This window comes from Natrinema sp. DC36, assembly GCF_020405225.1.
Classification (GTDB): domain Archaea; phylum Halobacteriota; class Halobacteria; order Halobacteriales; family Natrialbaceae; genus Natrinema.
The window spans coordinates 115,994-141,624 of record NZ_CP084475.1 but is presented as its reverse complement, the minus strand read 5'-3'; the positions used below and the strand labels follow the sequence as shown (position 1 = coordinate 141,624).

At 57.0% G+C, this 25,631-nt stretch carries 24 protein-coding genes and 7 pseudogenes; 10 read left to right on the top strand and 21 right to left on the bottom strand.

The genetic code is table 11. The features are described from left to right. Nucleotides 1–396: 396 nt before the first annotated feature. Nucleotides 397–672, top strand: a pseudogene (locus LDH74_RS25020) (hypothetical protein); the annotation flags it as partial. 53 nt (nucleotides 673–725) lie between these two features. Here the strand turns inward: LDH74_RS25020 and LDH74_RS25015 are convergent. Further along, nucleotides 726–2,042 (bottom strand): transposase, encoded by a 1,317-nt coding sequence (locus tag LDH74_RS25015; RefSeq protein ID WP_226043216.1) that lies wholly within the window; start codon nucleotides 2,040–2,042, stop codon nucleotides 726–728. A gap of 38 nt (nucleotides 2,043–2,080) precedes the next feature. Here LDH74_RS25015 and LDH74_RS25010 point away from each other — a divergent pair, with 38 nt between their 5' ends. The 4 genes from LDH74_RS25010 to LDH74_RS24995 all read left to right on the top strand — a co-directional run bounded on the left by LDH74_RS25010 (nucleotide 2,081) and on the right by LDH74_RS24995 (nucleotide 5,879). Next, nucleotides 2,081–2,224 carry a hypothetical protein gene (locus LDH74_RS25010; RefSeq protein WP_226043215.1) on the top strand — a complete coding sequence of 48 codons (144 nt, stop codon included), beginning with the start codon at nucleotides 2,081–2,083 and terminating at the stop codon, nucleotides 2,222–2,224. 225 nt (nucleotides 2,225–2,449) lie between these two features. After that, the gene (locus tag LDH74_RS25005) at nucleotides 2,450–3,400 is read left to right on the top strand and encodes a hypothetical protein (RefSeq protein ID WP_226043214.1); all 951 of its coding nucleotides are present in this window, start codon (nucleotides 2,450–2,452) and stop codon (nucleotides 3,398–3,400) included. A 2-nt stretch (nucleotides 3,401–3,402) separates the two neighbouring features. Next, nucleotides 3,403–3,708 carry a hypothetical protein gene (locus LDH74_RS25000; protein ID WP_226043213.1) on the top strand — a complete coding sequence of 102 codons (306 nt, stop codon included), beginning with the start codon at nucleotides 3,403–3,405 and terminating at the stop codon, nucleotides 3,706–3,708. A 2-nt stretch (nucleotides 3,709–3,710) separates the two neighbouring features. Further along, nucleotides 3,711–5,879, top strand: coding sequence for a type B DNA-directed DNA polymerase (locus LDH74_RS24995; RefSeq protein WP_226043212.1), 2,169 nt, complete (start codon nucleotides 3,711–3,713; stop codon nucleotides 5,877–5,879). A 140-nt stretch (nucleotides 5,880–6,019) separates the two neighbouring features. On the opposite strand, the gene orc4 is transcribed toward LDH74_RS24995, so the two are convergent. The 12 genes and pseudogenes from orc4 to LDH74_RS24935 all read right to left on the bottom strand — a co-directional run bounded on the left by orc4 (nucleotide 6,020) and on the right by LDH74_RS24935 (nucleotide 15,238). After that, nucleotides 6,020–7,252 carry an orc1/cdc6 family replication initiation protein gene (gene orc4, locus LDH74_RS24990; RefSeq protein WP_226043211.1) on the bottom strand — a complete coding sequence of 411 codons (1,233 nt, stop codon included), beginning with the start codon at nucleotides 7,250–7,252 and terminating at the stop codon, nucleotides 6,020–6,022. A gap of 731 nt (nucleotides 7,253–7,983) precedes the next feature. Then, entirely contained in the window at nucleotides 7,984–8,307 is a 324-nt protein-coding gene (locus tag LDH74_RS24985; protein ID WP_226043210.1) for a hypothetical protein, read from the bottom strand. Between the two features lie 65 nt (nucleotides 8,308–8,372). Continuing rightward, the gene (locus LDH74_RS24980; RefSeq protein ID WP_226043209.1) at nucleotides 8,373–8,912 is read right to left on the bottom strand and encodes a hypothetical protein; all 540 of its coding nucleotides are present in this window, start codon (nucleotides 8,910–8,912) and stop codon (nucleotides 8,373–8,375) included. 134 nt (nucleotides 8,913–9,046) lie between these two features. Continuing rightward, a complete protein-coding gene (locus LDH74_RS24975; RefSeq protein ID WP_226043208.1) occupies nucleotides 9,047–9,973 on the bottom strand; it encodes an ArdC-like ssDNA-binding domain-containing protein in 927 nt (308 codons plus the stop codon). A gap of 80 nt (nucleotides 9,974–10,053) precedes the next feature. After that, nucleotides 10,054–11,055 carry a DUF6610 family protein gene (locus LDH74_RS24970; protein ID WP_226043207.1) on the bottom strand — a complete coding sequence of 334 codons (1,002 nt, stop codon included), beginning with the start codon at nucleotides 11,053–11,055 and terminating at the stop codon, nucleotides 10,054–10,056. Between the two features lie 177 nt (nucleotides 11,056–11,232). Next, nucleotides 11,233–11,652 (bottom strand): hypothetical protein, encoded by a 420-nt coding sequence (locus tag LDH74_RS24965; protein WP_226043206.1) that lies wholly within the window; start codon nucleotides 11,650–11,652, stop codon nucleotides 11,233–11,235. 82 nt (nucleotides 11,653–11,734) lie between these two features. Continuing rightward, nucleotides 11,735–13,150, bottom strand: coding sequence for an ATP-binding protein (locus LDH74_RS24960; protein ID WP_226043205.1), 1,416 nt, complete (start codon nucleotides 13,148–13,150; stop codon nucleotides 11,735–11,737). A gap of 152 nt (nucleotides 13,151–13,302) precedes the next feature. Then, nucleotides 13,303–13,524: a hypothetical protein gene (locus LDH74_RS24955; protein ID WP_226043204.1), complete on the bottom strand. Its 222-nt coding sequence runs from the start codon at nucleotides 13,522–13,524 to the stop codon at nucleotides 13,303–13,305. An 81-nt stretch (nucleotides 13,525–13,605) separates the two neighbouring features. Beyond that, nucleotides 13,606–13,764 carry a hypothetical protein gene (locus tag LDH74_RS24950; protein WP_226043203.1) on the bottom strand — a complete coding sequence of 53 codons (159 nt, stop codon included), beginning with the start codon at nucleotides 13,762–13,764 and terminating at the stop codon, nucleotides 13,606–13,608. 60 nt (nucleotides 13,765–13,824) lie between these two features. Continuing rightward, nucleotides 13,825–14,447 (bottom strand): annotated as a pseudogene (locus tag LDH74_RS24945) (RNA polymerase subunit sigma-70). A 40-nt stretch (nucleotides 14,448–14,487) separates the two neighbouring features. After that, nucleotides 14,488–14,766, bottom strand: coding sequence for a hypothetical protein (locus LDH74_RS24940; protein WP_006065870.1), 279 nt, complete (start codon nucleotides 14,764–14,766; stop codon nucleotides 14,488–14,490). A 19-nt stretch (nucleotides 14,767–14,785) separates the two neighbouring features. Beyond that, nucleotides 14,786–15,238, bottom strand: a complete 453-nt coding sequence (locus LDH74_RS24935) for a DUF6166 domain-containing protein (RefSeq protein ID WP_226043202.1) — start codon at nucleotides 15,236–15,238, stop codon at nucleotides 14,786–14,788. 122 nt (nucleotides 15,239–15,360) lie between these two features. Between LDH74_RS24935 and LDH74_RS24930 the strand changes: the two genes are divergently transcribed. Then, nucleotides 15,361–16,725 carry a restriction endonuclease gene (locus tag LDH74_RS24930; RefSeq protein ID WP_226043201.1) on the top strand — a complete coding sequence of 455 codons (1,365 nt, stop codon included), beginning with the start codon at nucleotides 15,361–15,363 and terminating at the stop codon, nucleotides 16,723–16,725. Nucleotides 16,726–16,762: 37 nt separating this feature from the next. Here LDH74_RS24930 and LDH74_RS24925 read toward each other — a convergent pair whose 3' ends face one another. From LDH74_RS24925 to LDH74_RS24890, 8 genes and pseudogenes are all read right to left on the bottom strand, one after another. After that, nucleotides 16,763–17,713, bottom strand: a complete 951-nt coding sequence (locus LDH74_RS24925; protein WP_226043200.1) for a helix-turn-helix domain-containing protein — start codon at nucleotides 17,711–17,713, stop codon at nucleotides 16,763–16,765. Between the two features lie 21 nt (nucleotides 17,714–17,734). Beyond that, nucleotides 17,735–18,343: pseudogene (locus LDH74_RS24920) on the bottom strand (hypothetical protein). Between the two features lie 67 nt (nucleotides 18,344–18,410). Then, nucleotides 18,411–18,698, bottom strand: coding sequence for an amphi-Trp domain-containing protein (locus LDH74_RS24915; protein WP_226043199.1), 288 nt, complete (start codon nucleotides 18,696–18,698; stop codon nucleotides 18,411–18,413). A gap of 66 nt (nucleotides 18,699–18,764) precedes the next feature. Beyond that, nucleotides 18,765–19,158 (bottom strand): annotated as a pseudogene (locus LDH74_RS24910) (hypothetical protein). Nucleotides 19,159–19,231: 73 nt separating this feature from the next. Continuing rightward, the gene (locus LDH74_RS24905) at nucleotides 19,232–19,597 is read right to left on the bottom strand and encodes a hypothetical protein (protein WP_226043198.1); all 366 of its coding nucleotides are present in this window, start codon (nucleotides 19,595–19,597) and stop codon (nucleotides 19,232–19,234) included. A 3-nt stretch (nucleotides 19,598–19,600) separates the two neighbouring features. Next, a pseudogene (locus LDH74_RS24900) lies at nucleotides 19,601–20,092 on the bottom strand (hypothetical protein). Between the two features lie 103 nt (nucleotides 20,093–20,195). Next, nucleotides 20,196–21,196, bottom strand: a pseudogene (locus LDH74_RS24895) (IS630 family transposase). Nucleotides 21,197–21,454: 258 nt separating this feature from the next. Beyond that, nucleotides 21,455–22,373 (bottom strand): annotated as a pseudogene (locus LDH74_RS24890) (aminotransferase class I/II-fold pyridoxal phosphate-dependent enzyme). A 486-nt stretch (nucleotides 22,374–22,859) separates the two neighbouring features. Here LDH74_RS24890 and LDH74_RS24885 point away from each other — a divergent pair. From LDH74_RS24885 to LDH74_RS24875, 4 genes are all read left to right on the top strand, one after another. After that, a complete protein-coding gene (locus LDH74_RS24885) occupies nucleotides 22,860–23,684 on the top strand; it encodes a UbiA family prenyltransferase (protein WP_226043301.1) in 825 nt (274 codons plus the stop codon). A 139-nt stretch (nucleotides 23,685–23,823) separates the two neighbouring features. After that, entirely contained in the window at nucleotides 23,824–23,997 is a 174-nt protein-coding gene (locus tag LDH74_RS24880) for a hypothetical protein (RefSeq protein WP_226043197.1), read from the top strand. Between the two features lie 498 nt (nucleotides 23,998–24,495). Further along, nucleotides 24,496–24,627 carry a hypothetical protein gene (locus LDH74_RS26595; protein ID WP_255681146.1) on the top strand — a complete coding sequence of 44 codons (132 nt, stop codon included), beginning with the start codon at nucleotides 24,496–24,498 and terminating at the stop codon, nucleotides 24,625–24,627. A gap of 65 nt (nucleotides 24,628–24,692) precedes the next feature. Further along, complete coding sequence (locus LDH74_RS24875) at nucleotides 24,693–25,262, top strand: DUF488 domain-containing protein (RefSeq protein ID WP_226043196.1); 570 nt, start codon at nucleotides 24,693–24,695, stop codon at nucleotides 25,260–25,262. Nucleotides 25,263–25,631: the final 369 nt, after the last annotated feature.

Below are 25,631 nucleotides of genomic sequence, written 5' to 3'. Positions count from 1 at the left end.
CGTGGTATCGTGAAGTGAGGAATTCCCCGGCAACAACGTGGGCGTTCACGATATTTCGAGTTGGATGCATTGACTCATGGTGGTCGGGGTTTCGGTGGTCGACGTGAGTTCGTGGGTAGCTCATAGAGCACCTCTTCCAACGTGGTGTCGAGCATTAACATTCCGAGCAGTCAGGCACGAGACTGCAGCTGTGTAGGTTTAACCAACACACCGCCGTCAATACGGCCGGGTGTTGGTTAACACGAAGAACGCTCGATTCAGGAACTATTCTCGGAAACGGGATCCAAACAGAGACTACTCGGGACTGTACCGGGATTGGAGGGGATCAAGTCGAGTTCCCTGAAACGCGGAAGCGACACGCCGCGGCTTATCGGGAATGTGGACCTTTAGTCGAGTATGGGAGAACACTCAACGTCGAACCGATTGGCGGTGGACCAGCCGACACGGGGAGCTGACCGCAATCGGTCCCTCGCTGACCAGGCCGATCCGGCTACGGACGAGATGCTGCTGCCGCAGCTCGACGACGGCATCACCCTGCTCGACGTCGAGAGAGGCCGCGGCGTCCCGATCCTGCAGTCGCTCGTACTCGACCATCTCCTCCTGTACGACGGGCCCGCCTTCTGGGTCGACGCAAACGGACACGCGACGACGACACTCGCCCAGATCGCGCCCATTGACATCCTCCCATCCTTAGGGGAATGGGATTCCTCCGGTGGGGATATTGGCTATGCCGCACCCACGGAGGCAAGTTTCCCCGTGCGGGTACTCCGGTTTGTGCGCTCCTCGTTGGGACTGGCCCTCTCGGGAGAGCGTGATAACTCCGACCAGATATGGTCGTCCCACGTGAGGCGCACAGGCCGTGCCATCGACCCGACGTCCAGATTTACGCCAGCCTGTCGCTCGAGGAATGTCCGTGACGCACCGAGGTCGGCGTGCCCCTCATAGCCACACGAACAGCGGAACACGTCACCGTCTCGTTCCGTCTTCTCTCGTTCGCCACACACTGGACATTCCGCCGTCGTGTATGCTTCTGAGCGGACTTCGACCGTGATACCGTACTCCTCGGCGGTCGTGGCGAGACGATCGATGAACGAGCGATACGCCCAGAACTGGTGGGTTTTCTCGTTCACTTCCGCGCTCCAGTAGTCCACCAGCACGTCCGTAAGGTCGCCGACGTACACCGTATCGACACCTTCGTCGTATAGTCGCTCGATCAAATTCCGCACGAGAGCGTCTTGGGCGTGGTCGCGGCGGCGTGTTCGCTTGCGGTACAGGGATTGAATCCGCTGACTGCTGTTTCGGCCCTCTTGGAGTTTCGATTGGAGCCTCGCGATTTCTTCGGTGGTTTCACGGAAGCGGGCGAACAGGTCGCGTCCCTCGTAGAGATACTGTTGGCCGGTGGTGGTGGTACAGGCGACGAGATTGTTCGCGCCCACGTCTAGAGCGGCTTCTTCGGAAGCCAGTGGTGAATCCTGTCGAGAATCCGGGACAGTGACAGGCTGAATGGCTCTGAACGTGTCGTCGATCTCGTCGAAGTACAGTTCCAATCGGCCCTGTTCGCCGTCCCACTTGGGAGCGCCGCAGACTTCGAGCCGCAGGCGGTCGTAGTAGCCAAGTCCGTACTCATCTTTCAGGTCTTGGCCGACCGGGATTTCGAGGCGACTCCGTTCACCAGTTTCGATGGTGTAGGAGTCATTACGGATGTACGTCCGCAACTCTCTACCGGCCTCCTCGTTGCCCCAGTAACCGGGAGGGGCTGTGTCCTCGCCATCTTCGCAGGCGGCGAAAAACGACCGCCACGCCTCGCTGTTCTTACGGATGACTTGTTGGGCAGTAGCGGACCCGAGGACACCGACGTACTGTTTGCGGTAGTCGGCAGTATCCCATACGGAGTCGCCGTCGAAGAAGTTCTGGCGGCGCTCGTAATTCAGTTCGTTCCACAGGCTGGCGGAGGCGTCCAACAGCTCGCGGAGCAGTTGCTCATCCTGCTCGGAGAGTGGTCGCACCGCGAACGTATTGGTTCGCCTCACGACAACAGACATTTGTACCTGAATGTCTAAATGTCTTTTGGACACAAACGATGCGACCGAACATCGACATCTCGCACACACTGAACGGGCGGGTGAAAGACTACGCCGAACAAGAGGACAAGGACCTCGAAGAAGCCTATCAAGAGATTATCGAAGCCGGTCTAGAGGCGGTGGAACATCCAGACGAGCCATAGCGTCTGGATTGTGGGGCCGTGTTGTCGCTCAGACCCAGCCTGAAAGGATGGCCCACTCGTTACGAGTCATTCGAATCAAAGTCATTTTGGAAGCCTTCTCGGAAACCTTCGGACGATCGCCAATATCCAGCGCCTGAGTCCGATTTACCGCATTACTCAGTCATTCCTTGGAAATGCGGAAGCGACACGCCGCGGCTTATCTGGTACGTGGCCATCTACTGGAGTATGCCCGACCGCTCCACATCGACGTCGAACCGATTGGCGGTAGACCAGCCAAAACGAAGCGCTGACCGCAACCAGAATCTGGCTAATCAAGCCGATCCCGCGACGGACGGAATGCTGCTTCCCTCCCTTGATGACGGTATCACGCTCCTCGATGTCGAAGGTGATCGGGGTGTTCCGATCCTTCAGTCATTGGTACTCGATCATCTCCTCTTGCACGACGGGCCCGCTTTCTGGATTGACGCAAACGGCCATGCGACGACGGCCACGCTGACGCAGATAGCCCCCAGTCAACGATTGCTCAACCGAATCCACGTGGCACGCGGATTTACCTCCTACCAGCATTACGGCGCCGTCTGTGATCTCCCGTCAGCGGTGAATAAGTCGATCCAGATGTCCACCACCGACGCCGGGGCGGCCAGTCGACGGGCACCAGGCCGCGACGAGGACACGTCGCCCCACACACCCGCCCTCATCGTCGCGCCGGCCGTCGACGCCCAGTACCGCGCCGACGATACCCTCGGCGAGACCCACGCGAAAACCCTCCAGGCCCGAACCCTCGCCCAGTTGGCGACCTTTGCCGAGGGATACGACATCCCGGTGCTCGTTACGCGAAACGAACGAAACGAATTCACCGAGCCAGTCGCGACGGTCGCCGACTACCACCTAGAGTGCGAGCAGACCCGGATGGGGCCACGGGTCGTCGGCGAGGACTTCGAGACGCTCGTCTATCCCGTCGACGGCGGCGCGTACTACCAGACGACGTTCGCGTACTGGCGGCAGCTGCTCGCGGCACGCGCCACGCAGGTCGGCGTGGAACCGACGACCCCGGCGCCGTCGACGCCGACCCCGGAGGGTGTCGGAATGGGCGTCACAGCTGACGGTGAGACCGTGTCGGCCACCGCCGACCCCTTGCTCGACGCGTGGACGGCGACCGGGACAGGAGGTCAATAGCGATGGGGCGGACGAACCCTACCTATCGAGATGCGCTCCGGGCCATCGAAGAGCGCTGGGCGGAGTTCCGGCGGGCACTGCGGCGTCGCGACCAGCCGCGCTTCGACCGACTGTTCGAGTACGCCCGCGAGCATGCCGACGCGAGCGGGCTGCTGAACCACCAGAACCCGCTGCTGCCGGCGCTGCTCAGCATCGATCTCGAACAGGAGGTCCGCCTCGACGACCACGAAGAACGCCTCGAGGAGCTCGAAGCCGCGGTCGCAACAAGCGATGATCAAGAGAGTGCCCCACCGGACGCGAACCCGTGACGATGCCGTTCAGTATCGACTTTCTGGACGACGGCCGCGTCCTGGAGTGGGAGGCAACCGCCGACGGCGCCGTCGCGACCGAGCGCGATGACTACACCCCACGCTTCTACGTCGCCGCTCGCGACCCAGCGTCCGACATCGACCTCACGACGCTCCAATCGGTGTACGACCAGCACCCGGATGTCGTCGCGACCGAACTGGTTGCGCGACGCCCCGGCTTTCGACGAGACGAGGAGGCCGTTCTCGCAGTCGACGTTGCCCACATCGATCGCGTCACTCCACTCGCCCGGCAGGCGCGTCAACTGTCGGACTATCCAGTCGGGGATCTCGCCTGTTTCAACGTGGACTTTTCGCGAGAGTTTCGGTACTGTCTGGAGACCGGCGCCGATCCGACGCCGGCGAGCGAGCTGTCGACGCTCCGGCTCAGTGTTCCGGTGACCGAAACGAGCAACGACGTCTACGAGAAACTGTCCGTCGCCGGCGACGCCGTCACCGGCTCGCCGACGGATATCCTGACCGCCGTCCAAGGTGCACTCGAAGCGCACGATCCGGATGTCCTGGTCTGCTCAACCAGCGAGATCGTCCCGACGCTGTACGAGATGGCAACGGACGCCGGCGCCGACGACTTCTCGCTGAGTCGGTGGCCGGACGTCGACTACCAGCAGCTTGCGAGCCGGTCGACATACTCGAGCTACGGTCGCGTCGGTCACTCCCCGGCGCGGTACAACGTGCCCGGCCGGGCGATCATCGACGAGTCGAACACGTTCTTCTACGGGGAGACTAATCTCGACGGCGTCCTCGACCTCGTGTCGCGCTCGAAAAAGCCCGTCCAGGAGCTCGCGTGGGCGTCGATCGGGAACGTGCTCACCGCAATCCAAATCTGCGAGGCCCACGACCGCGGCGTCCTCGTCCCCTGGAACTCCTGGCGCCACGAGTTCTACAAGCCGATGGGAACGCTCCACGATGCCGACCGCGGCGGCTTCATCTTCGCACCCGAGGTCGGCCTCCACGAGAACGTCCACGAACTCGACTTTTCGAGCCTGTACCCGAACATCATCTGTACTCGAAACGTCTCACCGGACGTCATCCGGTGTGATTGCCACAGCGACCGCGACGACGTCCCCGGCCTAGGGTACTCGATCTGCGACGACCGGGGCTACCTCGTCGACGTGCTACAGCCGATCATCGACGCTCGCGACGAGATCAAGGCGGCCATCCGTCGCGAGAAGGAACAGGACAACCCCGACAAGGACCGGCTGGCAGAACTCGAGGGACGGTCGGGAGCGCTGAAGTGGATCCTCGTCGCCTGCTTCGGCTATCAGGGGTTCAGCAACGCGAAATTCGGCCGCATCGAGTGTCACGAAGCGATCAACGCGTTTGCTCGCGAGATTCTGCTGACGGCGAAACAGCGGCTGGAAGCGGGCGGCTGGCGCGTCGTCCACGGCATCGTCGACTCCATCTGGGTGACCCCGGACCCCGACGTCGACGACGAGGACCACGAGGACCTCGAGACGCTCGCGACGGAGATCACGGAACGCGTCGAGATTCGGCTCGAACACGAGGCCCACTACGACTGGGTGGCGTTCGTGCCGCAGCGCGAGAGCGACGCCGGCGCGTTGACGAAGTACTTCGGGAAGGTCGCCGGCGACGACGACTTCAAGATTAGAGGCATCGAAGCCCGGCAGCGCTCAACCTCGCCGTTCATTGAGGACATCCAGCGGGACTGTCTCGACCGGCTCGATGCCACGCGGTCACCGGACGCGGTGCTCGGACGTCTCGAACGAGCAATCGACGAACTGCAGGCGGGCAACGTAGCAGTGGAGCGGCTCGTCGAGCGGAATCGTGTTTCCAAGCCGCTGGGAGGCTACTCACAGAACACCCAGAACGTGGCGGCCTTGAAACGGGCTCGCGAGCAGGATTTGGCAGTCCACCCGGGCCAGGATATCGAGTACGTGGTCGTCGACGACGAGAAATCCTCGCGAGACCGTGTCGCCCTCGCCCACGAAGCGATCGAGACCTACGACGCCTCGTACTACGAAACGCAGCTGGTCAGAGCCGTCGAGAGCGTGCTTTCACCGCTCGGGTGGGACCGCTCCGACATTCGCCGAGAGCTCTCCGGTGAGAGGGACGCTGTTTTGAGCTCGTTCGGAGCCACCGACGGATTGTCATAGTGGACCCCACCCCTGGTTTCCGTCGTTTCGATCCAACCCCACGTTTCCGACGTAATTTTCGACCCCCCTCGTTTCCGTCGTTTCCTCACGCCCCACCCCGGATTTCCGTCGTCCGCGCCCACTCAGTAGTAGGGGGATCCCTACTCGCGAGTCCAGTTCTGCATCCGGCTGTCCTCGAGGATCGTTTCGCGGACAACCTGGGGATCTTCGATGAGTCGGTTCTGGAGGTGGATGCCGCCCGCACTCCCCTTGTTGATCTTCTCGATTTCGACAACCCCGAGGAAGGCTTGCTCTTTCAGGATGTCGCGGAACCGACGGACGGAGAGGATATCCATATCGAGATGGTTGCAGATGCGTTCGTACTGGTCGTACACCCGGCTCGTGAGGAAAGCATCGTCGTTGGTGTTGACACTCAATTCCGTTAGCGCCAGCAATGCCGCCTTCGCCTGCGTGGGTGCACCGTTCACGAGTTCTCTGAACCGGTCCTTTTCGGCGTGCTGCTGCGCCTGGCGGACGTGTTCCTCCGCCACTTGCTCTGCCCCGGCCTCGTAGGCGACCTCCCCGGCGTGGCGAAGAATATCGATCGCCTTCCGAGCATCGCCGTGTTCCTGTGCGGCGAAGGCAGCCGAGAGCGGAATCACGTCCTCGGAAAGGACGCCGTCCTGGAAGGCGTCCTCGCGATTGAACATGATCTCCCGGAGCTGGTTGGCGTCGTATGGCTTGAAGAACAGCTCCTTGTGTTGAAAACTGCTTTTCACGCGCTCGTTCACGTTGTCGACGTACTGGATCTTGTTGCTGATCGCGATGACACCGACGCTACAGTCGATTTTCCCCGCCTCTTCAGCGCGCGAGAGTTTCATCAGCACGCTGTCGTCGTTCATCAAGTCGATCTCGTCCAGGATGATGATCACAGAATCGAATTGAGCGTCAAGCGTCTTCCAGAGGAGTTTGTAGTATTTCGACGTACTGAGGCCGGTATGAGGAACGGTGATTCCAGTAGAAGATTCATCGTTCAGCTTCGCGGCAAGTGAGGAGATTGCCTGGGTCTCGGTATTGTCTTCTGCACAGTCGAGATACGCTGTTCCAATCTCGACGCCATCCTGAGCAGCATTTTGAGCTCGTTGACAGACGTGTTTTGAAACGAGAGATTTACCGGTCCCTGTTTTCCCGTAGATCATTACGTTCTCCGGAGAGTACCCGTGGACAGCGCCATTGAGGCGTTTTGCGAGTTTCGAGATTTCCTCGTCGCGACCGACGATCCGGTCAGCCTCTGGAACATGGCCGATTTTTAGGAGATCCTTGTTCGCGAAGATACGATGCCCGGATTCAAAGAGGGGATCGTCGACAGAATTGGGTGAAGAGTCGGGCGTCATTGAATATCACACAGTGTGAGCGGAAGAAGTATAAATCTAGTGGAGGACACCACCCCACGTTTCCGACGTTCCTTGTCCGATATCAGCGTGAAGATGCCATAATTCGCTGGAATTGGATTGTTGACAATATAGCCGTGTTTCCGACGTGAGATAGGAAACCCGAAGACGGAAGCGTGGCCGCGATCTCGGATTCCGAACCCACACACCCCACGTTTCCGTCGTAATCAGCGAACAGGTGGGGAGGGGACTTGAAGAAGACGTCCACGACGAGATTACCAAGACGAGATGGGTCTGATCGTCCATAGCCAGTCATCCACAGAATCAGCTGGAGAGGATTATTTCACCTGAGGAGGCGAAGTACTTCGTCTCCTCTTTTGTCGAAGTACACTTAGTGGGCTTTTCTCAGCTATGTTACTTTAATCTATGTATTGCAGCAGTTAGTTCATCTATAAATTGTTCCTAGACCAACATAATTAGTGGCTACCTAGTACTAATCGTAGCTTCTCCCTACGTCGTCGTGGAGAAACGACGGAAATGCGGGGGGTGTGATCCCTTCGAAATCAGCCGCACCCCCTCCATCCACATCCAGTAACGACGGAAACGTGGGGTGAGTGTCTTCCCCCCAAGTCTCCCTCGTCCGGATTGATCGGACCCATTCACACTCTGGGGGGTGTCGTCTGTTCCGTTTCCGATAGTACTAAAACAAACATTCAGCTATGGTTCGATCTCGTCTACTCGTCGGGACTGACGGGGCCTTTGTACTGGGAACGAATCTTCTCTCCTTCTCGCCACTGCCAGTAGTAGTAGCGGTTGTCGTTGATCTCCTTAATCGTGATCGTCGCCTTCGAAGGAACGTCATCCGGGAGGTCCTCTGGTCGCTCTTCGACCTCCTCATCCTTCTCGTTTTCAGTTAATCGTACTTCTCGCTCGCGATGCTCGGCAAGTTTCTCGGCGAATCGAGCGACTTGTCGGAGTACCTCTGAGGACTGCTCATCGAGCTTCGAAACAATGTCAGCTGGGACTTCACGAGGTGGGTCTGGTGGAGAGTATGACATGGGTCACGGCTCTGTTAACCAACGTTGTTGGCCAATATCTTAGAACTGTTGGTTAAATCTCTCGTCTATTGGATCGTGAACTCCTCGATAACCAACGCTGTAGCTTCGAGTTCTCGTCGTCGCTCCTCTCGTTCTTCGATCTCTTGGTCCAACTCACGAATTTCTGCTGCAAGTTGTTCGACCATGTCCATCGTCTCCGGGAGACGGCCATCGGGACGAGGGACGTTCCCACTCCGAATTTCGAGATCGGCTCGCCGTACATGTTTACATCCACCGCTTGGATTCTGCTTCGTAAAATCTGGACACGTACACGTCTTACTCGCGATGTCGACCTCGTAGATGTTCCCTGACTCCGATTGCACCTCGTAGATTCCTCCCTTCTGGAGTAGCGAGACGTCCATCTCTTCGTTTCGAGCTCGCTTTGTGCGAGGCTCGAGTTCCTCCTGAGACGGGTCTTTGCCAATGGTGGGTTGCTGGACAGCTTCAGTAGGTGTTGAAGCTGCAGGAGTCGATGCTACAACTCCACCATCAGGAGAGTACACCCGCTCTTCGTGTTCTGTTTCGTCTTCGTTCTGTGTCTCGACGTCGTCAGTTCGTTCGCTCATGATTTCGGCTGAATCGACGTGACGAGTTCGCGCACGCCGTCGCCCTTCGACGGCGTGAAAAACCGCTTTCAACGCACCCGGAACTTCACTCGATTAGTTTCGACTGTTACGAGTTCCAGAAGTTGTCTGAATCGTTACTCCACGAGTGATCCAATGATCTCCTGAGCAGTGGAACTGATTCGACCGAGGCGCTCTTGAATTGCTTCTGAGTCATCGCCCTGCCAAGCAGCGAGATAGAATGCAGATCCGCTCGTGTCGAGTCCGAAATACCGACCGACGATGTACGCGACGGCTTCTGCTTCGACCTCGCGCTTTGCCCGTTCGGGTTCATCCTCGATATCGAAGTGTAGCAACGCGTGGGCGTACTCGTGAATCAGCGTGACAGCGAGATCTGCCTGATTCGATCGGGCTATCGCTTCGACGACTGGCTGGAGGTTGTGTAGGCTCCGGTACTTACAGACTCCCTTCGCGTCGCCATGCTCCCAGTCGTCAGCATCGACAATGCGTACCGTCACACCGAGTTTATCAGCTGCTCCTTTGAGCGCTGGCACCAGGTCGTTGGCGTCGCCCATCGCTGCGGTCTTCAGTTCGGGGAGCGGCTCTCCGTCCGTCTGGGAGACGTTGAAGACTGGTGCTGGTTTGAACCCGACAAGGCCTTTCGACCACTCATCCGCCGACGTCTCGTTGTACTCACAGCCGATTTTCTCGTGGTAGCTGGGCGAATTCTCACACTCGGGACATCGCTTGGTGATGATCGGAGCCCAGATCCAGATGGCCTGTTCGCCTTCCTGGACGTGTCGATCGAAGTCGTTTCGCCACGTATTGTAGCCTGCGACCTTCGTTGCCTCTGGATGCTGGAGCTTGATCAGGAGCGTATTTCGGTGCGAATAGTCGTGGAAACGACTCTGGACATCCAACCACTCCTGGAACTCCTCACTTGCTTGTGCATCGTCGACGCGGTCGACGAGGTCGTCGATCCACTCTTCGATGGTACTTTGCATCTCGTCGTGTCGGGTGTCGGTCTTCTCGAACGAGACCGACGAATCACTACTCGTAGCCATTGTTTTCAGGATTGAATTATCGCAACTGCGCCGATTCAGATCGCGCCGCACCCCTTGGGGCGCAAAAAACAGCTCGCTGCTCAGGCTGGCGGGAAGTAGACGCTTTGTTCGCCGGCTAGCCCTTCGAGCTGGTTCTGATGCCGATGCGTGAAGTAGCAGTCGTAGCTACAGTACCCACAGATCACTCCCGTATCGTACTCTGCTACGAAGGGACCCCGTTCAGTCGTCCAAACGTTCACATCGCACTCAGTACAAGCTGCACTCTCGATATCACTCGGTGACGGGCCGCGATACTCGAACTCGACGCTGTCTTTCCGAGTTGTCGATTCGGGCCATACGCCTCGTGCCTGCCAGAATTCTCGAACCTTCGCGAGACTGCACCGAACGGTTTTTCGGATCGTCATGTGCTCGGCGTCGCGACCACTGTCGTCCCACCCATTAGCTGTCCAGAACTCGCCGAACTGTGCGCCACGGTGAAGACCATTCCAGTCGAGGCCGACGATATCTGCGGGTGGGTCTCCCGTCAGTGTGGGACGGGTGAGCTGCTTAATGACGTCCAGTTGTTTCGGCGGACTCCCTCCAAGTATGTGGACGCGACGACCACGCCAATCACTCGGCTCTGAGAACTCGTGAGCGAGTCGATCGGCGTATCCCCGGGAGTACCCGACGACGAGGTCATCAGGGACCGCGTGAATCGCGCCACGGCATTTGGGGACGATGACGAGGTCCGATTTTGGGTAGCTTCCTTTGATCTCGCGAGCAGCAGCGACGTATCGGTCCACTTCTTCGACTCCGTAGGCATCGCCAATCACCCCGACCTGGGGCTCGTGCTCGAAAAAGCGCTCGACGTACCGCTCTAGGTCTGGATTTCGAAAATCGTTATCGAGCATCCCAACAGACAACTCTAACGCTTTGAACTGCTGCTGTTGGTAGGTACAGTCCTCGCGAAAGCCTGTAAGAAAGCCGAGTCGTCGCGCGTCATATGCGAACGGAACTCGATGGAGGAACGCCACGTGGTCAGCCTGCCGAGCAGCTGCAATTTCGCTAGCTGCATTGCTGGTCGTACTCGCAGTGAGTGCCATAATGAATCAACGCGGGAACTCTCCCCGCGCCCCTCCTGGGGGAGAAAAACTGCTCCCGGCGGCTAGCCGTTAACCAACATCGGTTGCTACTGGATATGCCATGTTGGTTAATCAGGCTGGTTCCCTGTGGGGGCTGCTACGTTGTCGGCTCAGCAGAGATACCTCGCAGATCTCAGTTCAGTAAGGGAGGTAGTCCGGCGCGATATCCCCGGTCAGTACACTACTCTCGAAGGCGTCGCTTTCGCTGCCCTCGGGGTCGATGATTCGATAAACTGCATCACCGCTCCAGTCACACTCCTCGCTCGAACACACCGCGCTAGCCAGGGCTCCGTTCTCTGTATCGAGATGGACACTCTGGAGATCGAGTCGCTCGCTACAGAGTGGGCACGTTGCCGGAACTTGCGCATATCGGTAGCCCGTACTGATGTCGATGTCATCTTGCTCAGCGTCGATGCCACGAAGCCAATCGACAAGATGGCCGACTCGTAAACGGAACTCGGTGAGAAGCGCGTTGCGGGCTTGCTCGTCGACAGGGAGCTCGGCGCTATCGAGAGTGATCGTTACTCGAGACGCTGTCGTCTCATTGGTTTCTTTCATTTATTGACCTATGGGTGTACGTTCGATTCCCTCGCGCCCCCTTGGGGGTCGAAAAACCATTCCCAGCTGTTACCCTCTGGTGTTACTGGTCGGTTTTACTCTCAAGAATAGCAACGATATCAGATAGATCGAAGAGACGAAGATCATCACGCTCGTCTGCAGCTTCCTCGACCGAGCGTTTGAACCCAGAGCGGCTGAACAAGGCGAATTCATACGTCGGCTCACCACCTCCAATGGGTGTCCAGTCGATGTGCTCCACGTCGTCTTCGAGATCCGTGAGCACGTCATAACCGAGGGGGGTGTTGGTGAATTTCGCTTCGCCAGCGATCAGCGTTGACTCGTCAGTTGGTGCGACGACATCTACCTCCCGGCCCTTGTACCACCACTGGCTTGGCACCTGTGTGAGCTGGTAGTCTGCATAGAGCGCCGGCACCGCCTGGTGACAGAGCGATTCGAACGTTTCGCTGACGAAGTCGGGCAATTCCGGTTCGATGAGATCCGCGTAGGCGTTCTCGCCGTAGAGTTCGTACTGTCCCCCGCGGCCGTAGAGATAGCGGAAGTAAAACCGGAACACGGGATCCCGGATCTGGTATCGCGTCCGCTTGCTGCGTGCCGGGTCGGCGAGTGCTGGATGGTGTTTCTCGATGATCTGGAGCGTTTCCAGCCGGTCGAAGTAGTACGACGTGTTGGTGCTCTCGATGCCGGCTCCCTGGGCGATCTCGTTTCGACTGCGGTTCCCGCTGGCCATCGATTCCAGTACGGAGAAATACGTGTTCACCTCGTTGAGCTCCATCTGGAGGACGGTTTCGGGCTCGTCGTGGAGTGGGCCATCCGGGTCGCACAACAGCCGCGTGATGTTCTCTCCAAAGCTCTGTGATGGATCGAGAGGGCTGAGATATCGGGGTGTGCCGCCGAAGACGCCATAGACGAACACCCGTTCTTCGGGATCGTACGTCGGCACGAACTCTTGGATGGAACGAAACGGCAGCTGGGTGAGTTCGAGGCGGCCATTCGGTGTCTGGGATACCCGGCCGTAGAGTGGCGCACCGCCATCGAGGACGTGGGTATGAATTATGCCGATTGCAGAGCCTGTGAGTACGAGCGTCGCCTGACTCTCCTCGACAGCTGTATCCCACAGGTGTTGAATAACCGACGGAAGCCCCTCGTTCGATTCAATGAGGTACGGGAATTCGTCGATGACGATGATGGCGTCTCTGTCGGTGAGGTACGTTAAGAGCGGTTCCCATTCCTCTTTGACGGCCGTGATGTCTGGATAGGTCGTCGCTGCTGCCTCGACGAATCGCCTGAGCTGTGTCGTCGCTGTTCCTTGGACTGCCTGATAGTACACGGCATCGTCGCGGTCGGCAATCGATTGGCGGACGAGTTCGCTCTTGCCGATCTGGCGGCGCCCATAAATAATTGCGAGTTCTGCAGCGTCACTCTCATAGAGGGCCTGCAACCGATCGAGTTCATCGATACGATTGACGAACTGGTCCATACCCCGAGTCGTTGTGGGAGGTACATATATGCTCCGAAGTTAGGAATCAGACTATAATAGTCTGAACTATAATAGTCAAAACTCTAATTCAGTGGGCCAATTATTCGAGCTAGCAACCATTAAGGCTCCGACAGACATTTCCGAATGTCCCGTCAGTCCTCTTGTGAGCGGATTTCGTTGGCCTGCTGTTCAAGCCGGCGGAGGATCTGAACGCTTCCCCGGTTTGCATTCTCGTAGGCAACGCAGGCTCGCAACGTCTCCATGTCGTTGATTGTCACGATACCGGCGTTGATGAGCCGCGTGTTTGGTGGCTCGAGACGCTGTTTTGGCGTAAGACCGCCCGATTCGACAGATTGATCTGATGGATCACTCACTGATGTTCGCCTCCGCACTTTTGAGGCGAGAAAAAACGGCTCTAGGTTGACCTGCTTCCGTGACCGGCTATCAGCTGCACGTCACGCACTCAGACCCCACCGAACATCGTCTTCGACTGCCTGCAGTTCGCGTTCTGCACGCTTGACGCAGTCACGTCCAACGAGTTCGATCGCTGTTTCTCGACCGATTTCGTCATTCACGTACCGTGAGAGCACCCGTTCGGTGAGATCCGTGGCCATGTCTCCGCCATTGCTCTACGATGAATTAAACATCCCTGGATACTCTGTTGGCAGCCCAGGTTAGTTTAGGCGGTAGTTCGCGTCAGTGTTGACCTCGTCGTACATACGGCCGAGCATGTCGAGTGCTGACTGGAAGTGCGCGTAGTGCTCGTTTGCGAACGCAACGGTTTCTTTGAGTGGGATGACGGGCCGTCCGTCGACCATCTCGGCATCGATCTGTGACCGTGACTCCAGAACGACCTGGATGGTGCCATCGAGATCTTCAGTAGGCTGGCGCTCTTCCGAAGTCGGGATTCCGAACCGATCGAAGAACTCCGTCCAGGCGTCGAGGTCGGACTCGTAGACGGCGATGAACAGCGGATAGTCCTCTGGGTCGCGAGCGACCTGGTAGCCACCGCGGGTCCAGACGTAGACCGCATCGATGCCAGTGTATGCATACTCCATCCCCGCGAATTGCGGGAGGACGTACACCTCTGGGATCGACGTTGGTGAGGTGTCTGCTGCCGCCGTCAGAAATTCGAGACCGGCGTCTCGGAGTGTCTGATCGACGAGATGGTTCCCATTGTCGTACGCGACGTATCCCGCCTCCTCGAGCCGATTCACGACGCGACACCGGAGATGGAATCATCTGAGTCGAGTGCGAGGATGACCTTGAGTTCCTTCTCACCGCACACTTCGTACATTCTAAGGCTACACGATTCTGTGCAATAGTCAAAAGAAATACTATTCGTGTGGGTCGGCTGGCTGGATCTGGCGAGTGTCCTCAGCGAGGTCGTGGATATACTCGCGGAGGGTTTCCATATCTTCGCGGGCGTCTTCGAGCGTTTTACCCTTCACTTTGGCCGTGATCTTGTCTTGATCGCGGGTGCCAGTACCGCGAGTAAGTTTGACCGTGAGTGAGACGCCGACATCGCTTCGCTCGACGTACTCGGTTGGTGCCTGACACTCACGGTTCTGCGGCGATTCTAGGCCCGTACGTGGCTGCTGGGTGTGTTCTGACATTGATTGCTTTCTGTGATCGTTAGTTGACGGACGGTGCGACTGGATCGTCGACTATCTCACGAAGGGCTGCATCTATCTCGCGGCCGGTGAGTCGCCAGCAGCCGTCGGGTCCTGTACACTCTAGCTGGCTCACTACTTCGGTCTTGAACGCCTTGTACTCCGCAAGCGCCAACTCCTCGTTCTCCGCAAGCGCCAACTCCTCGTTCTCCGCAAGCGCCAACTCCTCGTTCTCAGTGTAATCGAGCAGGAGGGCGAGTGCGAGTTGGGCCGGCCCGCTGCCACCATATCCCCATTCGAATCCCGAAGGACTGTGATTCGCCACCTCCAGACTCCGCTCTGGCGTGAGCTGTTCTTGGTCCGATTGGTTCTCGACGATAGCGCGGCCTCGACGACGGTAACCGACGTAGATGACGTCGGGATCAGCCGAGGTCCGTGACTGTACGTGCGAACGTGGGTCGCTGATTCCACTCATAGGTTGGTTCGCGGGAGGCTCGTCCGATTACCCCCGCACCCCTCTCGGGGGTTCAAAAACAGGACAGGACTGCGTTCGGCAACGTATTTGGCAGTTGCAACGTACTGTTCAGGTATATCGGGATGGCTGTACTGGACGATCTCTCAGGGTTCGAGTTTGAGGACGTGATAGAGGACGTCTTCCGAAATCTCGGGTACGAGAACGTCCGTCAGGCTGAGCGAACCGCTGACGAGGGCCGGGACGTCATCATGGAGGAGGTCGTCGACGGCACTCGGCGCGCGATCATCGTGGAGTGCAAGCACACGGGGACGGTCGGGCGCCCGGTCGTCCAGAAGCTCCACTCGGCGATCGCGACGTTCGACTTTGACGGCCCGAAACGCGGGATGGTCGTGACGACCGGCCGGTTCACGAATCCCGCCCAGGAGTACGCCCAGCGTCTCCAGCAGAACGATGATCCCCATCCCATCGAGCTGATCGATGGCGAGGACCTCCGGGAGATCGCCGACGAGATCGCTCTCGATCTCTACAACGGCCGCATCGAGATCCTCTGTGACGAGACACTACGGCCGTATGACCCGGCGGTGGATGTCGACGCACCTGTCCAGGAGGCGTTCCGCGACATCGAGCACATCGAGGCCGCGGATCTGCCGGTGCCGCACTCGCAGGTAACGTTTCGGCCGGTGGTCGCGATCACCGCCGACACGAACACTGTCTTCGAGACCTCCGTCGGTGTCATCCACCGGATCAACGACCGCACACAGTTCGTTGTCCACGCTGAGCGCGGCCATCCGAAGGTGGCCGACGACGATGTCGCGACGCTGGTCACCGAGAATCTCCACGCGACGGTCCCCCTCGATACCGGGCAGTTTACCGAGGTATTCGATGACGTCGAGGAGCGCCGGTTTGGCCAGACCCAAACGGAGTACAAGGAGTGGGCTGTTGACCGCCTTCAGGACTACCACACGACGACGGTGACCTACACCGGCGACAACAACGTCACCTACAACAAGACGTGTGAGCCGAATCTCTCGGACATCTCAGTGCAATCGATTGAGGCGGTGTATCTACCTGAGGTTCGGCAGACGACAGAGATACTGGAGTATTCGTATCCGTACGAACACTATGCCGCTGGCCCCTCACGGGTCACTCTGGAGGACGGGATCCATCGGTGTGTCCACTGCGAGACGAGCGGCGTCGACGGGACGTACACCTACTGTCCGAACTGCGGGGCGATCGCCTGCGACAGCCACATCAAGACCGAACGGCTCGAAGAGGAACCGGTCTGTACAGGTTGTGCGGTGACCGAACGGTTCGCGCTGAAGACGAAGTACTTTTACGACGAGAAGAATCTCGAGTCGTTCCGAGAGGAGTACGCAGAGATGCCACTCCACGAGAAGGCAATGGAGAACAAGCTGCTGGCTGGCGGGAGTGTGGTTGCGACCCTGTTAATCGTCCTCGGCGTTCTCGTGATCGGCGGCATCATCTAATCGGTCGCAATTTTCCGCCGGGCTGCGGGCGTTGTTGTTACGAAACTCCGTACTGCTCTTTGAGTGCCATATATTCGTCGTTCTTTGGAAGGATGACTGGCAGATCATCTGTCCTGTCGTAGTCACCCTGAAGTGGCCGATACAACGCGTCCACAGTAGGTTCCAGGTCGTACCACCGTGCGGTCTCGATGAGTGCTTCTTGATCGATATCTTGCGTCTCGATCAACAGCATCGAATAACTGACGCGACGGGATCCGCTACCGAGAAGGAGCGTATGGCACACGGCTTCAGCAGGCGTTAGCTCCTCGTCTGGAGCATACCAGAACGGAGGCTCGCCGGCGAGGAAAAACTGTAGACCATACGCTGCAAACCGGCCCAGTCCGGTCATCTCCCAGTCTGGAGCTGCTTGGAGCGCGTCCGCATCCTCAGCGGTCTGTACGCGGACGAGGGATCGCTTCGGATCGCACCACGCGATCGTGGCGCTGGGGGCGATTTCCCGGACTCGTGCTCGATGTTCATGCTCTACGGTGGCCCGAGCGAACGCCAGCAGCGGCGAGACTTCGTCACGGAGGGCGTACTTCGGATCGGATCTGGAGAGTAATGCTCGGTGCTTGAGCGGTGATAACGCGCTGTGGACACCTTGTCGGGTGATTCCAAGCCGGTCTGCGATATCAGCGATATGCCGTGGCCTATCGAGATACCAACACACGCGGAGTGTGGCTGGGGAGAGCAGTTCCGTCCAGTCTACGTGGCTGAACTCCGACTGGAGCGTTCGATACGCTTCGGTGACGGGATGTTCCGCGATGCGGACTCGACGCTGATTGCTGGGGCACCAGGTTTCTGCGAGCAATCCCGCTGCGAGCAATTCGTTGAGTACGTCGTACAGATGTTCTCGTGAGTACTCGGTTTCAGCCGCGAGTTCCTCCGGTGTTGGTTCACAGCCGGTACTCAGCGCGTCAAGCACGGCGAGTCCGGCCTTCGTAATCATCTGGGTCTTTCTAAATCCTAACTATATAAATACGATTTGGGATTTTACTTGACGACTGCTTCGTCCCGACCCCAGTTCTGTGAGAGCGTCCTCGAGCGACCCGTGGAATTGCCAACTCGCCCGCTTGAAGGCCCCGTCGGTCGGGCCGTCCTATCGCGGGTGCCCGGAATGCTCGCTCACCTTGGCACTCCACTCGGTCGGCTCGTCGAACGGGTTCCGCGTCGGGAGTTCGACGAAGTAGAGGTACTCTTCGTCGCTGTGGATGCCGTCAGATGGATCCTCAACGCCATGGCTCAGCAGGAACAGCGGTTGATCGAGGTGCTCCATATTGGATGGCTCAAGGAGGTCCGCTGGCTGCGCTGCGTCGATCGTTCGCTCTGAATCCCCATCCAGATACAGACTGACTGTCGAGTGCTTGTCGAGGAACACCAACGCCGCTGCCGTGTAGGCTGGTCCTCTCTCGGCGCAGGTCGCATCGAGGAGGTCTTTCAGCTGTGTGAGATCCTGCAGGACGCTTGCCGGGTATCCATCCGAATGGCGATACACCTGTGCAACACGGTCGGCGTCGCCTTCGGTTTCAGTGGTCTGTTCGACTCGTTGCATAAACCGCAGTTGACTCCGTGTCGACATCGGTACTCGCCGGCACGAGTGCGCCGGCGCCCATCACCGGCGCACCACAAACACTGATGCCAGCTACTTACTCGATTTCCAGATTCCCCGTTCCTCCTTCAGCACTCTCACTGTTTTCATCCCACTCGAGTTCGAACTCGATGCTCAGTTCTCCAGGGACATCGGCCGGCCCTTCCCGTTCGGCTTTGACTTCGAATGTCGGCCGTGCCGGGGGATCCATCGTGACGGACTCTTCCCCCGCCCTCAGGGTGATCGAATCTCCCTGTTCGAGCTTTTCGGCGACGCTCCGGAGGTACGACGCGATTTCGTTTCTACTCTGGGCACTCTCGGATTTGAACAGGACTTCTTCAGGCATACACTCTCACTTACACCCGCTACTCGGATAAGTGGCCCTCTCACTCTCACAACGAAAATTTACTCGTTACGCTAGGTGGGAGACCTCCTCAGGCTCCTCGACGTCGTCGAACTCGCCGCGCTTGACAGGCTCCCAGTCCTCACCCGGCTCCGGACTCCACCAGTCGACCTCGTAGGCGCCAGGTGCGCCGAGGATCTTCACTCGCGCCGACCCATCAGGTAGGTCGCGACGCAGTTTCTCGTCGACGTGAAGGTTCCAGGTCGTGGTAGAATCGAAGCAGGCGAGCACGGCCTCCTCGTAGCCGCGTGTCTCTCGGGATTCTTGGAGTTCGACCTGCGTGTTGCAGTTCTTGCAGAACCCCCTCGAAGGGGATGTGAGTGAAGACCTCCTGCCCGCAGACGGGGCACCAGAGGAACTCGAACAGTGCCTCACTGTGTCGGTCAGGTACTTCAAGGGTCATTGGTTGACTAACCCGGCCGTCCCGGGCCACCACCTCGTGCCCGGACGAAAAACAGCGCCCAGCATTCACTCACTCACCGTTCGGCGCCGTAGATGATGCGTGAGGGGGCCTCGTACCCACAGTCGGGGCAGTCGTACCACCGCTGGACCTTCGCCCCGTCTGCCGCCTTCTCGCCGACGCAGACGTCGTCGTTCGGACACTCCGGACAGCTGAGTTCCGGAGCGGGCCGCTTTCGGAGCTCGTCACGGAACGATGTCGCGTCCTTCGTCTCGTACCCCCGCGACCACACCGGGTAGCCGTCGACGATGATTGCTCCACGCCACTTGTACCGGTAGGAGCCCAGGGCTCGATGCAGGACGGCTCGCGCACCGGTCTCGGTGTTCCGATACGCGAGTGTCGGCGAGCGACTCTCTCGTCGCCAGTTGGTGATGCGCGGCATTGTTCAGAAATGGACGTCAGCGGGCACGACCCAGAGCTCTTCACTTTCCTCGAGGAGTCGGTCCAACTGTCCACGGTGGCGAATGCCGGTTCCGTGTTCGGTGTACAGGAAGATCGTCGGGCCGTCGTACGCACCGACCTGGTGGAAGACGTGCCGGGCGAGGTCCTCGTCGCGCATGATCTCCTCGTCGGAGAGCTCGTCGATGGCCTTTTTCACCCGTTCGAGGTTGCGCTCGAACTCCTCCTTCGTTGCCTCCCACCCACGCTTGAGGAGATCCTAGCCGTCATCGGAGTCGACGGGGGCTGCAGTCGGGAGCTCACCCCATCGCGCCTTCCCCGCAACGGACGTGTCCTCCTCGTCGAAGGTCACAAAATAGTCGAATACTGCGCAGGAATGCGGCTCAGAGCCGACTAACCGATTGAACACTGTTTTCCCTGCAGCCAATGCTTCGTTTTCTGTCGATGCCTCTACGAGCGCGTAGATGACCATATGCATCTGAACCACTTCAACGCCCGTCGGTACGGTCACCGACGCGCGCCAGTCTCTTGCTGGCGCGAGTAGACAACTACCAGAGGAGACGATGATTCTATAGTAGAGATTAGAAGTAATTGCTCACCTTTGGTATAGAGAGCCGATCAAGAGCGGTATCAATCGCTGTTGTGAGTTCAGAAAGTGAATCAAAGAACTGATTGCTTAGTGCTGATTGAAGTTGTCTCCAGCACTCCTCGACCGGGTTGAGCTCTGGCGAATACGCTGGCAATCTCACGAAGGCGAGGTCGTCACGGGCCGCCAGGTCCGTGACGGCCGACGCCCGAAAATACGGTGCTCCGTCCAGCACAATAATCAAATTATCTTCGAATTCGTTGCATAATGTGAGAATGAGATGTTTCGCGTGTTCGGCAGTCACGTACTCTTCGAATCGAGAGAAAAAGCGATCACCGTTTTCGGTAATTGCGCCCAAAAGACACGTCCAGTCGCGTTGTCCGGATAATTCAACAGCTGGCCGCGTGCCGCGCGGAAACCACGCGGCACGCGGCTCGACCTGCACGGATTTCTTGGTTTGATCGATACAGACTACTGTGGCGTCCATCTCCCGCCGCTTTTTTTGAGTTCCTCGCGGAACGTTTCTTGGTCATCAGCATCAGACTCGGCGGCTGTACGGCGTGGTTTTTGGTAACTCAATCCCGCTTCTTTGAGCAAGCGCCGACAGCTCGGGATTGAGTACTCGACATCGTACGTCTCCTCCAGATACTGCTGGACAAGCGCCGGCGTCCACGCCGGCGCGTCGATCCCAACTTCCGCAGGAAATTTGTGGACAGTTTCTTCGAACATCTTTTGCTCATCTTCTGAGAGCTTTCGTTTTCTTCCAGATCAGTGAGCATCAGTCATGGCCTGTTCAAGCGACTCGAGACCGACGAGTCGCTTGAGCCAGCTATAGATTGTCCGTCGCTGAACGCCGTACCACTCGGCTAGTTCAGTTTGTGTAAGACCATTTTTGTACGCTATTGCGGCTATTAGCCGTTGGGTCGGCTTCTTTCCCTCAGCATTGTCGAGAGCATCTTGCAATTCCTCGACAGAGATCTCGTCAAGGTGATCCATTACATCCAACTACAGTTTCTGAGTAGAAAGTTCTAACGCCTACTATAGTTCATAGAACTGATTTAACTATAAATGTAGATCAGATCCCCAATGGTTAGAAACCTACTATTATCTTATAAAATTTTGATAAAATTACAACTTACTTGAAGGCCGGTTTTAAGAAGGTACTCAGAGGAAGAATGGGGCTATAAGGAATCTGGCTCTAATGATGAAATCCGCCAATTTCGGTAGTCTATAAAATCCTGAAATCACATCACTTTAAAGATGTGAAAATGCTCGATCAAGATCGGCGCGGAGGTCGTCAAAGTGCTCGATATCGACGGGACTGCGAACGAGCGAATCCGGAATTCCGGCTTCCTCTCGCTCCGCGTCGGAGAGGTACGATGCAGACATCGTCGCGGGATGGTCGACGAGCGATTTGGTCCCCCCGAGACTCACGGCAAGCGTGAACGTAGTGAGTTCATCGAGGACAGCTCGTGTTTCGGCACTCGTCGCGTCCAACTCGAACGAGACGATACCGCCGAACCCGTCTATCTGTTCGCGAGCGAGGCCGTGTTGGGGATGCTGCTGCAATCCGGGATAATTGACCTGAGCGTCGCTGGATGACCGTCGAGGAACCGCGCGAGTCTGGCGGCGTTGGTTTCGTGACGATCCATTCGAAGTGGGACCGTCCGGAGACCTCGGAGGATGAGATAACAGTCGAACGGAGCAAGCGTTCCACCGAGGTCGTAAGCCTGTGTGTGCCGCACTGAATCTGTTATTTCATCGTCATCAGTCAGGATAGCACCCCCATCGAATCGCTGTGGCCGTTCAGATACTTCGTCGTACTGTGGACGACGACGTCGGCCCCGTGCTCTAGCGGTCGCTGAAAGTATGGTGTTGCAAACGTGTTATCGACGACGTACGTCGCATCGACGTCCGCTGCAATCACGCCTACAGCAGCGAGGTCGCAAAGCTGTAGTAACGGATTCGTCGGTGATTCCATCCAAATCAACGCTGTATCTTCGGTGACTGCCGCGGCGACGACATCCGTATCCGTCGCATCCACGTAGCCAACTGTAACGCCGAGTGGATCGACGAGCAGATCCTCGAAGAGCAACCGCGTCCCGCCGTAGATTCCGTCGAAGGCGACGACGTGATCTTCGGCTTCGACGACTGACAGGCAGGTCGCTGCCATCGCAGCGGTTCCGGACGTACATGCAATTGCATGGTCATTCACAGCTCGGCGAGCCGGTCCTCAAGGGCGTCACGCGTGTAGGGTTTCCGAAGCGAGTGTACTTGTAGCCGTGATCCGAGTCACCAGGACTGTGCATCTCGTGGGTCGTTGAAAGGTGAATCGCCGAGACGACGTCGCCAGCATTGGTCGCACCGACGTTAGTCCAATCGAAATGGGTTACCATGTTTCGAGGTGGTTATCTGGATCAACCATATGATTACACGAGTCGACTATTCGTGTATTCAAAAACGAAGCGTAATGATCATATGAGAACCCGCTCAGCCCTAAGTCAAACAATGCTCACGACCGGCTCCAGCTATACGGTGGTGTCGCCCAACTTCGTGCGAGACCGGCACAGCATTCAAAGTCAGCCTCTCCATAGGGTATACGAGGCTTTCCGTGCATAATCCTACCAGAATACAGTGGAGGAGGGGCTTGACGTCATTGATAATCGCTGTCCTTCGCTTCCTGGTTCATAGCAACCTTTTCATCTCACTGGCGACGGTCAGTGTCGCCGTCACGACGATCTTTCTCGCGAATCTTCCGCTTGAGTCGCTGCCACTGTTTATTGTTTTCGCGGCTACGATGTTCGTCTATACAGTCAATCGGTTCACTGACATCGAGGAGGACAAGCAGAATGTCCCCCAGCGTGCAGCGTTTACGAAGCGGTACGGTCGGTACTGGCTGGTCACCGGTATTGCGCTCTACATCGCCGCTGTCGGCGTTGCGATTACACTCGGCCTGTCTGGGGCCGCATACCTATTCCTACCGCTGGTGGTCGTCCTACTGTATTCTGTCGGCGGCGTCAAACGACTATTTTTCGTGAAAAATCTCGTTGTCGGTCTCGCCTGGGGCACGATCCCATTGGGCGTCGGTTACTATTACGGCCAACTCCGCTCACTCGAGATTCTGTTTCTGTTCGTCTATATCACGACTATGATCACGATCGCTGCAGTGATCTTCGACATAAAAGACATTGAGGGGGACCGCACAGAGGGAATTTCGACAGTCCCCAACCGCTTCGGCCCGGGGTGGGCCCGTATCAGTTCTTTGGTTGCCACAGTCGTCGTCGCCGCTGCAGTCGTCTTCCTCATAGCGGCTGGCATGCTCTCGCGACGGTACCTAGTTGTACTCGCGATGAACGCATACGTCAGTATGTATATCCCTTTCGCAACGTCGGACCGCGGCCCATTATACTACGGGTTTGTCGTCGACGGCGAACATGTATTCCTTATGGTCATCGTATTGTTAACCGAGTGGCTTGTCTGGTAGGATGTTTCAATCTTTCAGAACTGGAAACGCTACTAAGTACGTTCTCACGATAGTGAAATCCACCCAATCTCTTAGCATAGCTTATTAAACGAAGATGTTCGGACGAACATCCTCCTCGGTACATGTGTTCGGAGATAATATGAAATCGGTATTGATCACAGTACACTATCTTGCGCTCGGGTTGGGAGTCATCGGTGGTATCGTCGGCATCACAGTTCACGGCATAGAGAGCGGTATCCTCTGGGCTCTCGTCGGGTACTTCTTCGGAAAAGCGATTCAGAGTATATTTTGGACGATCGGTGGGGGCGATTAACGTAATCATTTCCCCAGAATTAACTGAGGATATCGAAGAATGAGCAGATCCGATAAAACAAGAGTTAAAAATTGGCCTACTCAATAGCTATTGTCGAGGGATTCCTGCCTCTCGAGCATCACGATTGCTGGCACAATGGATGCATGCTGGAAGATTACCCTGAACAGAGAAAACGCGGAAGTAGTTCTCGGTAACATGAGAACCACAGCCATCACATTCTGGCATTATGCAAGCCGTTGTTCCACTTCGGTAAATATCTTATCAACAGATAGTTGATTCGCGAGCGCTGCGGATAGATAGTTCAGAGCTGTTATTGCAGTTTGTGTCGACTCTATACTTTTCCGCTTCAGTGTAGAAACCGGCGACATAAGTGCGGATGAGTGCAGTATCGATACGAATGAGTAACTCGACGGGGAAGTAAGTCGAAGTGGTCTTGTCCACGAGCGGCTGCAGGAATCGCCGATCAAACGGTGGATATTGCTCGACGGAAGCCGGTACATGATCACGGGTCTGTTCCTGATTGTCGTTTTTGTCACGTGTGCCGGCATCGGAATCGCCGGCTATATCCCGGTCACCGACTCAGATACTGCAACGATGCTCGTCGCAGCTATTGTCGGCTGGGTTTACTGAAACGAGAATAGAGAACGACTCTATCTCACCATTCCTGTTATTCCTTTGGGGACAGTACTATACCTATGTCACAGTTTTATACTCTCGGTCACTCGACGAGATCGTTCGACGAACTTCTATCGATTCTTGATCAATACGAGATCACCCTCCTCGCTGATGTTCGGAGTTTTCCTCGCTCCCGGACGAACCCACAGTTTAACAGTGACCGATTGACAGAACGACTCCCAGAACATGACATATCATATAAACATATCGGTAATCTGGGCGGGTACAAGGACGTTGAGTTGAATGAATCTCCGAATGCAGCGTGGGTTAACGATTCATTCCATGCTTACGCTGATTATGCCCTTACCGAGGGGTTTCGAACTGGGTTGAATGAACTGCTCGAGTTCGGGGAGGAGTTCACGGTAGCGTATATGTGTGCAGAGAAGGTATACTGGCACTGTCACCGACGTATTATCTCCGATTGGTTGCTCGCACGTGGCCACGATGCTATTCATATTTTTGATGCAAATCGGTCTGAAGAACATTCACTCACACGGTTCGCAACAATAGAAGACGAGATAGTAACGTATCCAGAGTCGGAAAATGAACGAGTAGCCGATTCGAATAATGTCGATCCAGCCAACAGCTGACCTCACAAATAGAAAACGGGGTACTCCGATCTATGACGGATTTCATAACCTCGAGATCGGTCGCTACAATCCACCATCAGCGCAGGGAAAGTTGGCCATAATAGTAGTTGATAATACGGCTTCTTTCTTCAGAGTAGCCCGCGAAAACCACGGTAAGTATAGGGACTGTACTTACCGCGGGTTTCACGGTTCCTTCTAAATAGAGAAATTGTGCTATTATCTCCTGATAACTACTCGATCAGAACAGTGAATTTGTCGTTGAATGGCTCTGCTGAAGTCTTATTTGTTCTACACTTCTGCAGACTACTAAGAAGGAAGGAGACCTTCGGACTCACAGTCGAATCCGTCCTTCCATCGAACACCAACAGT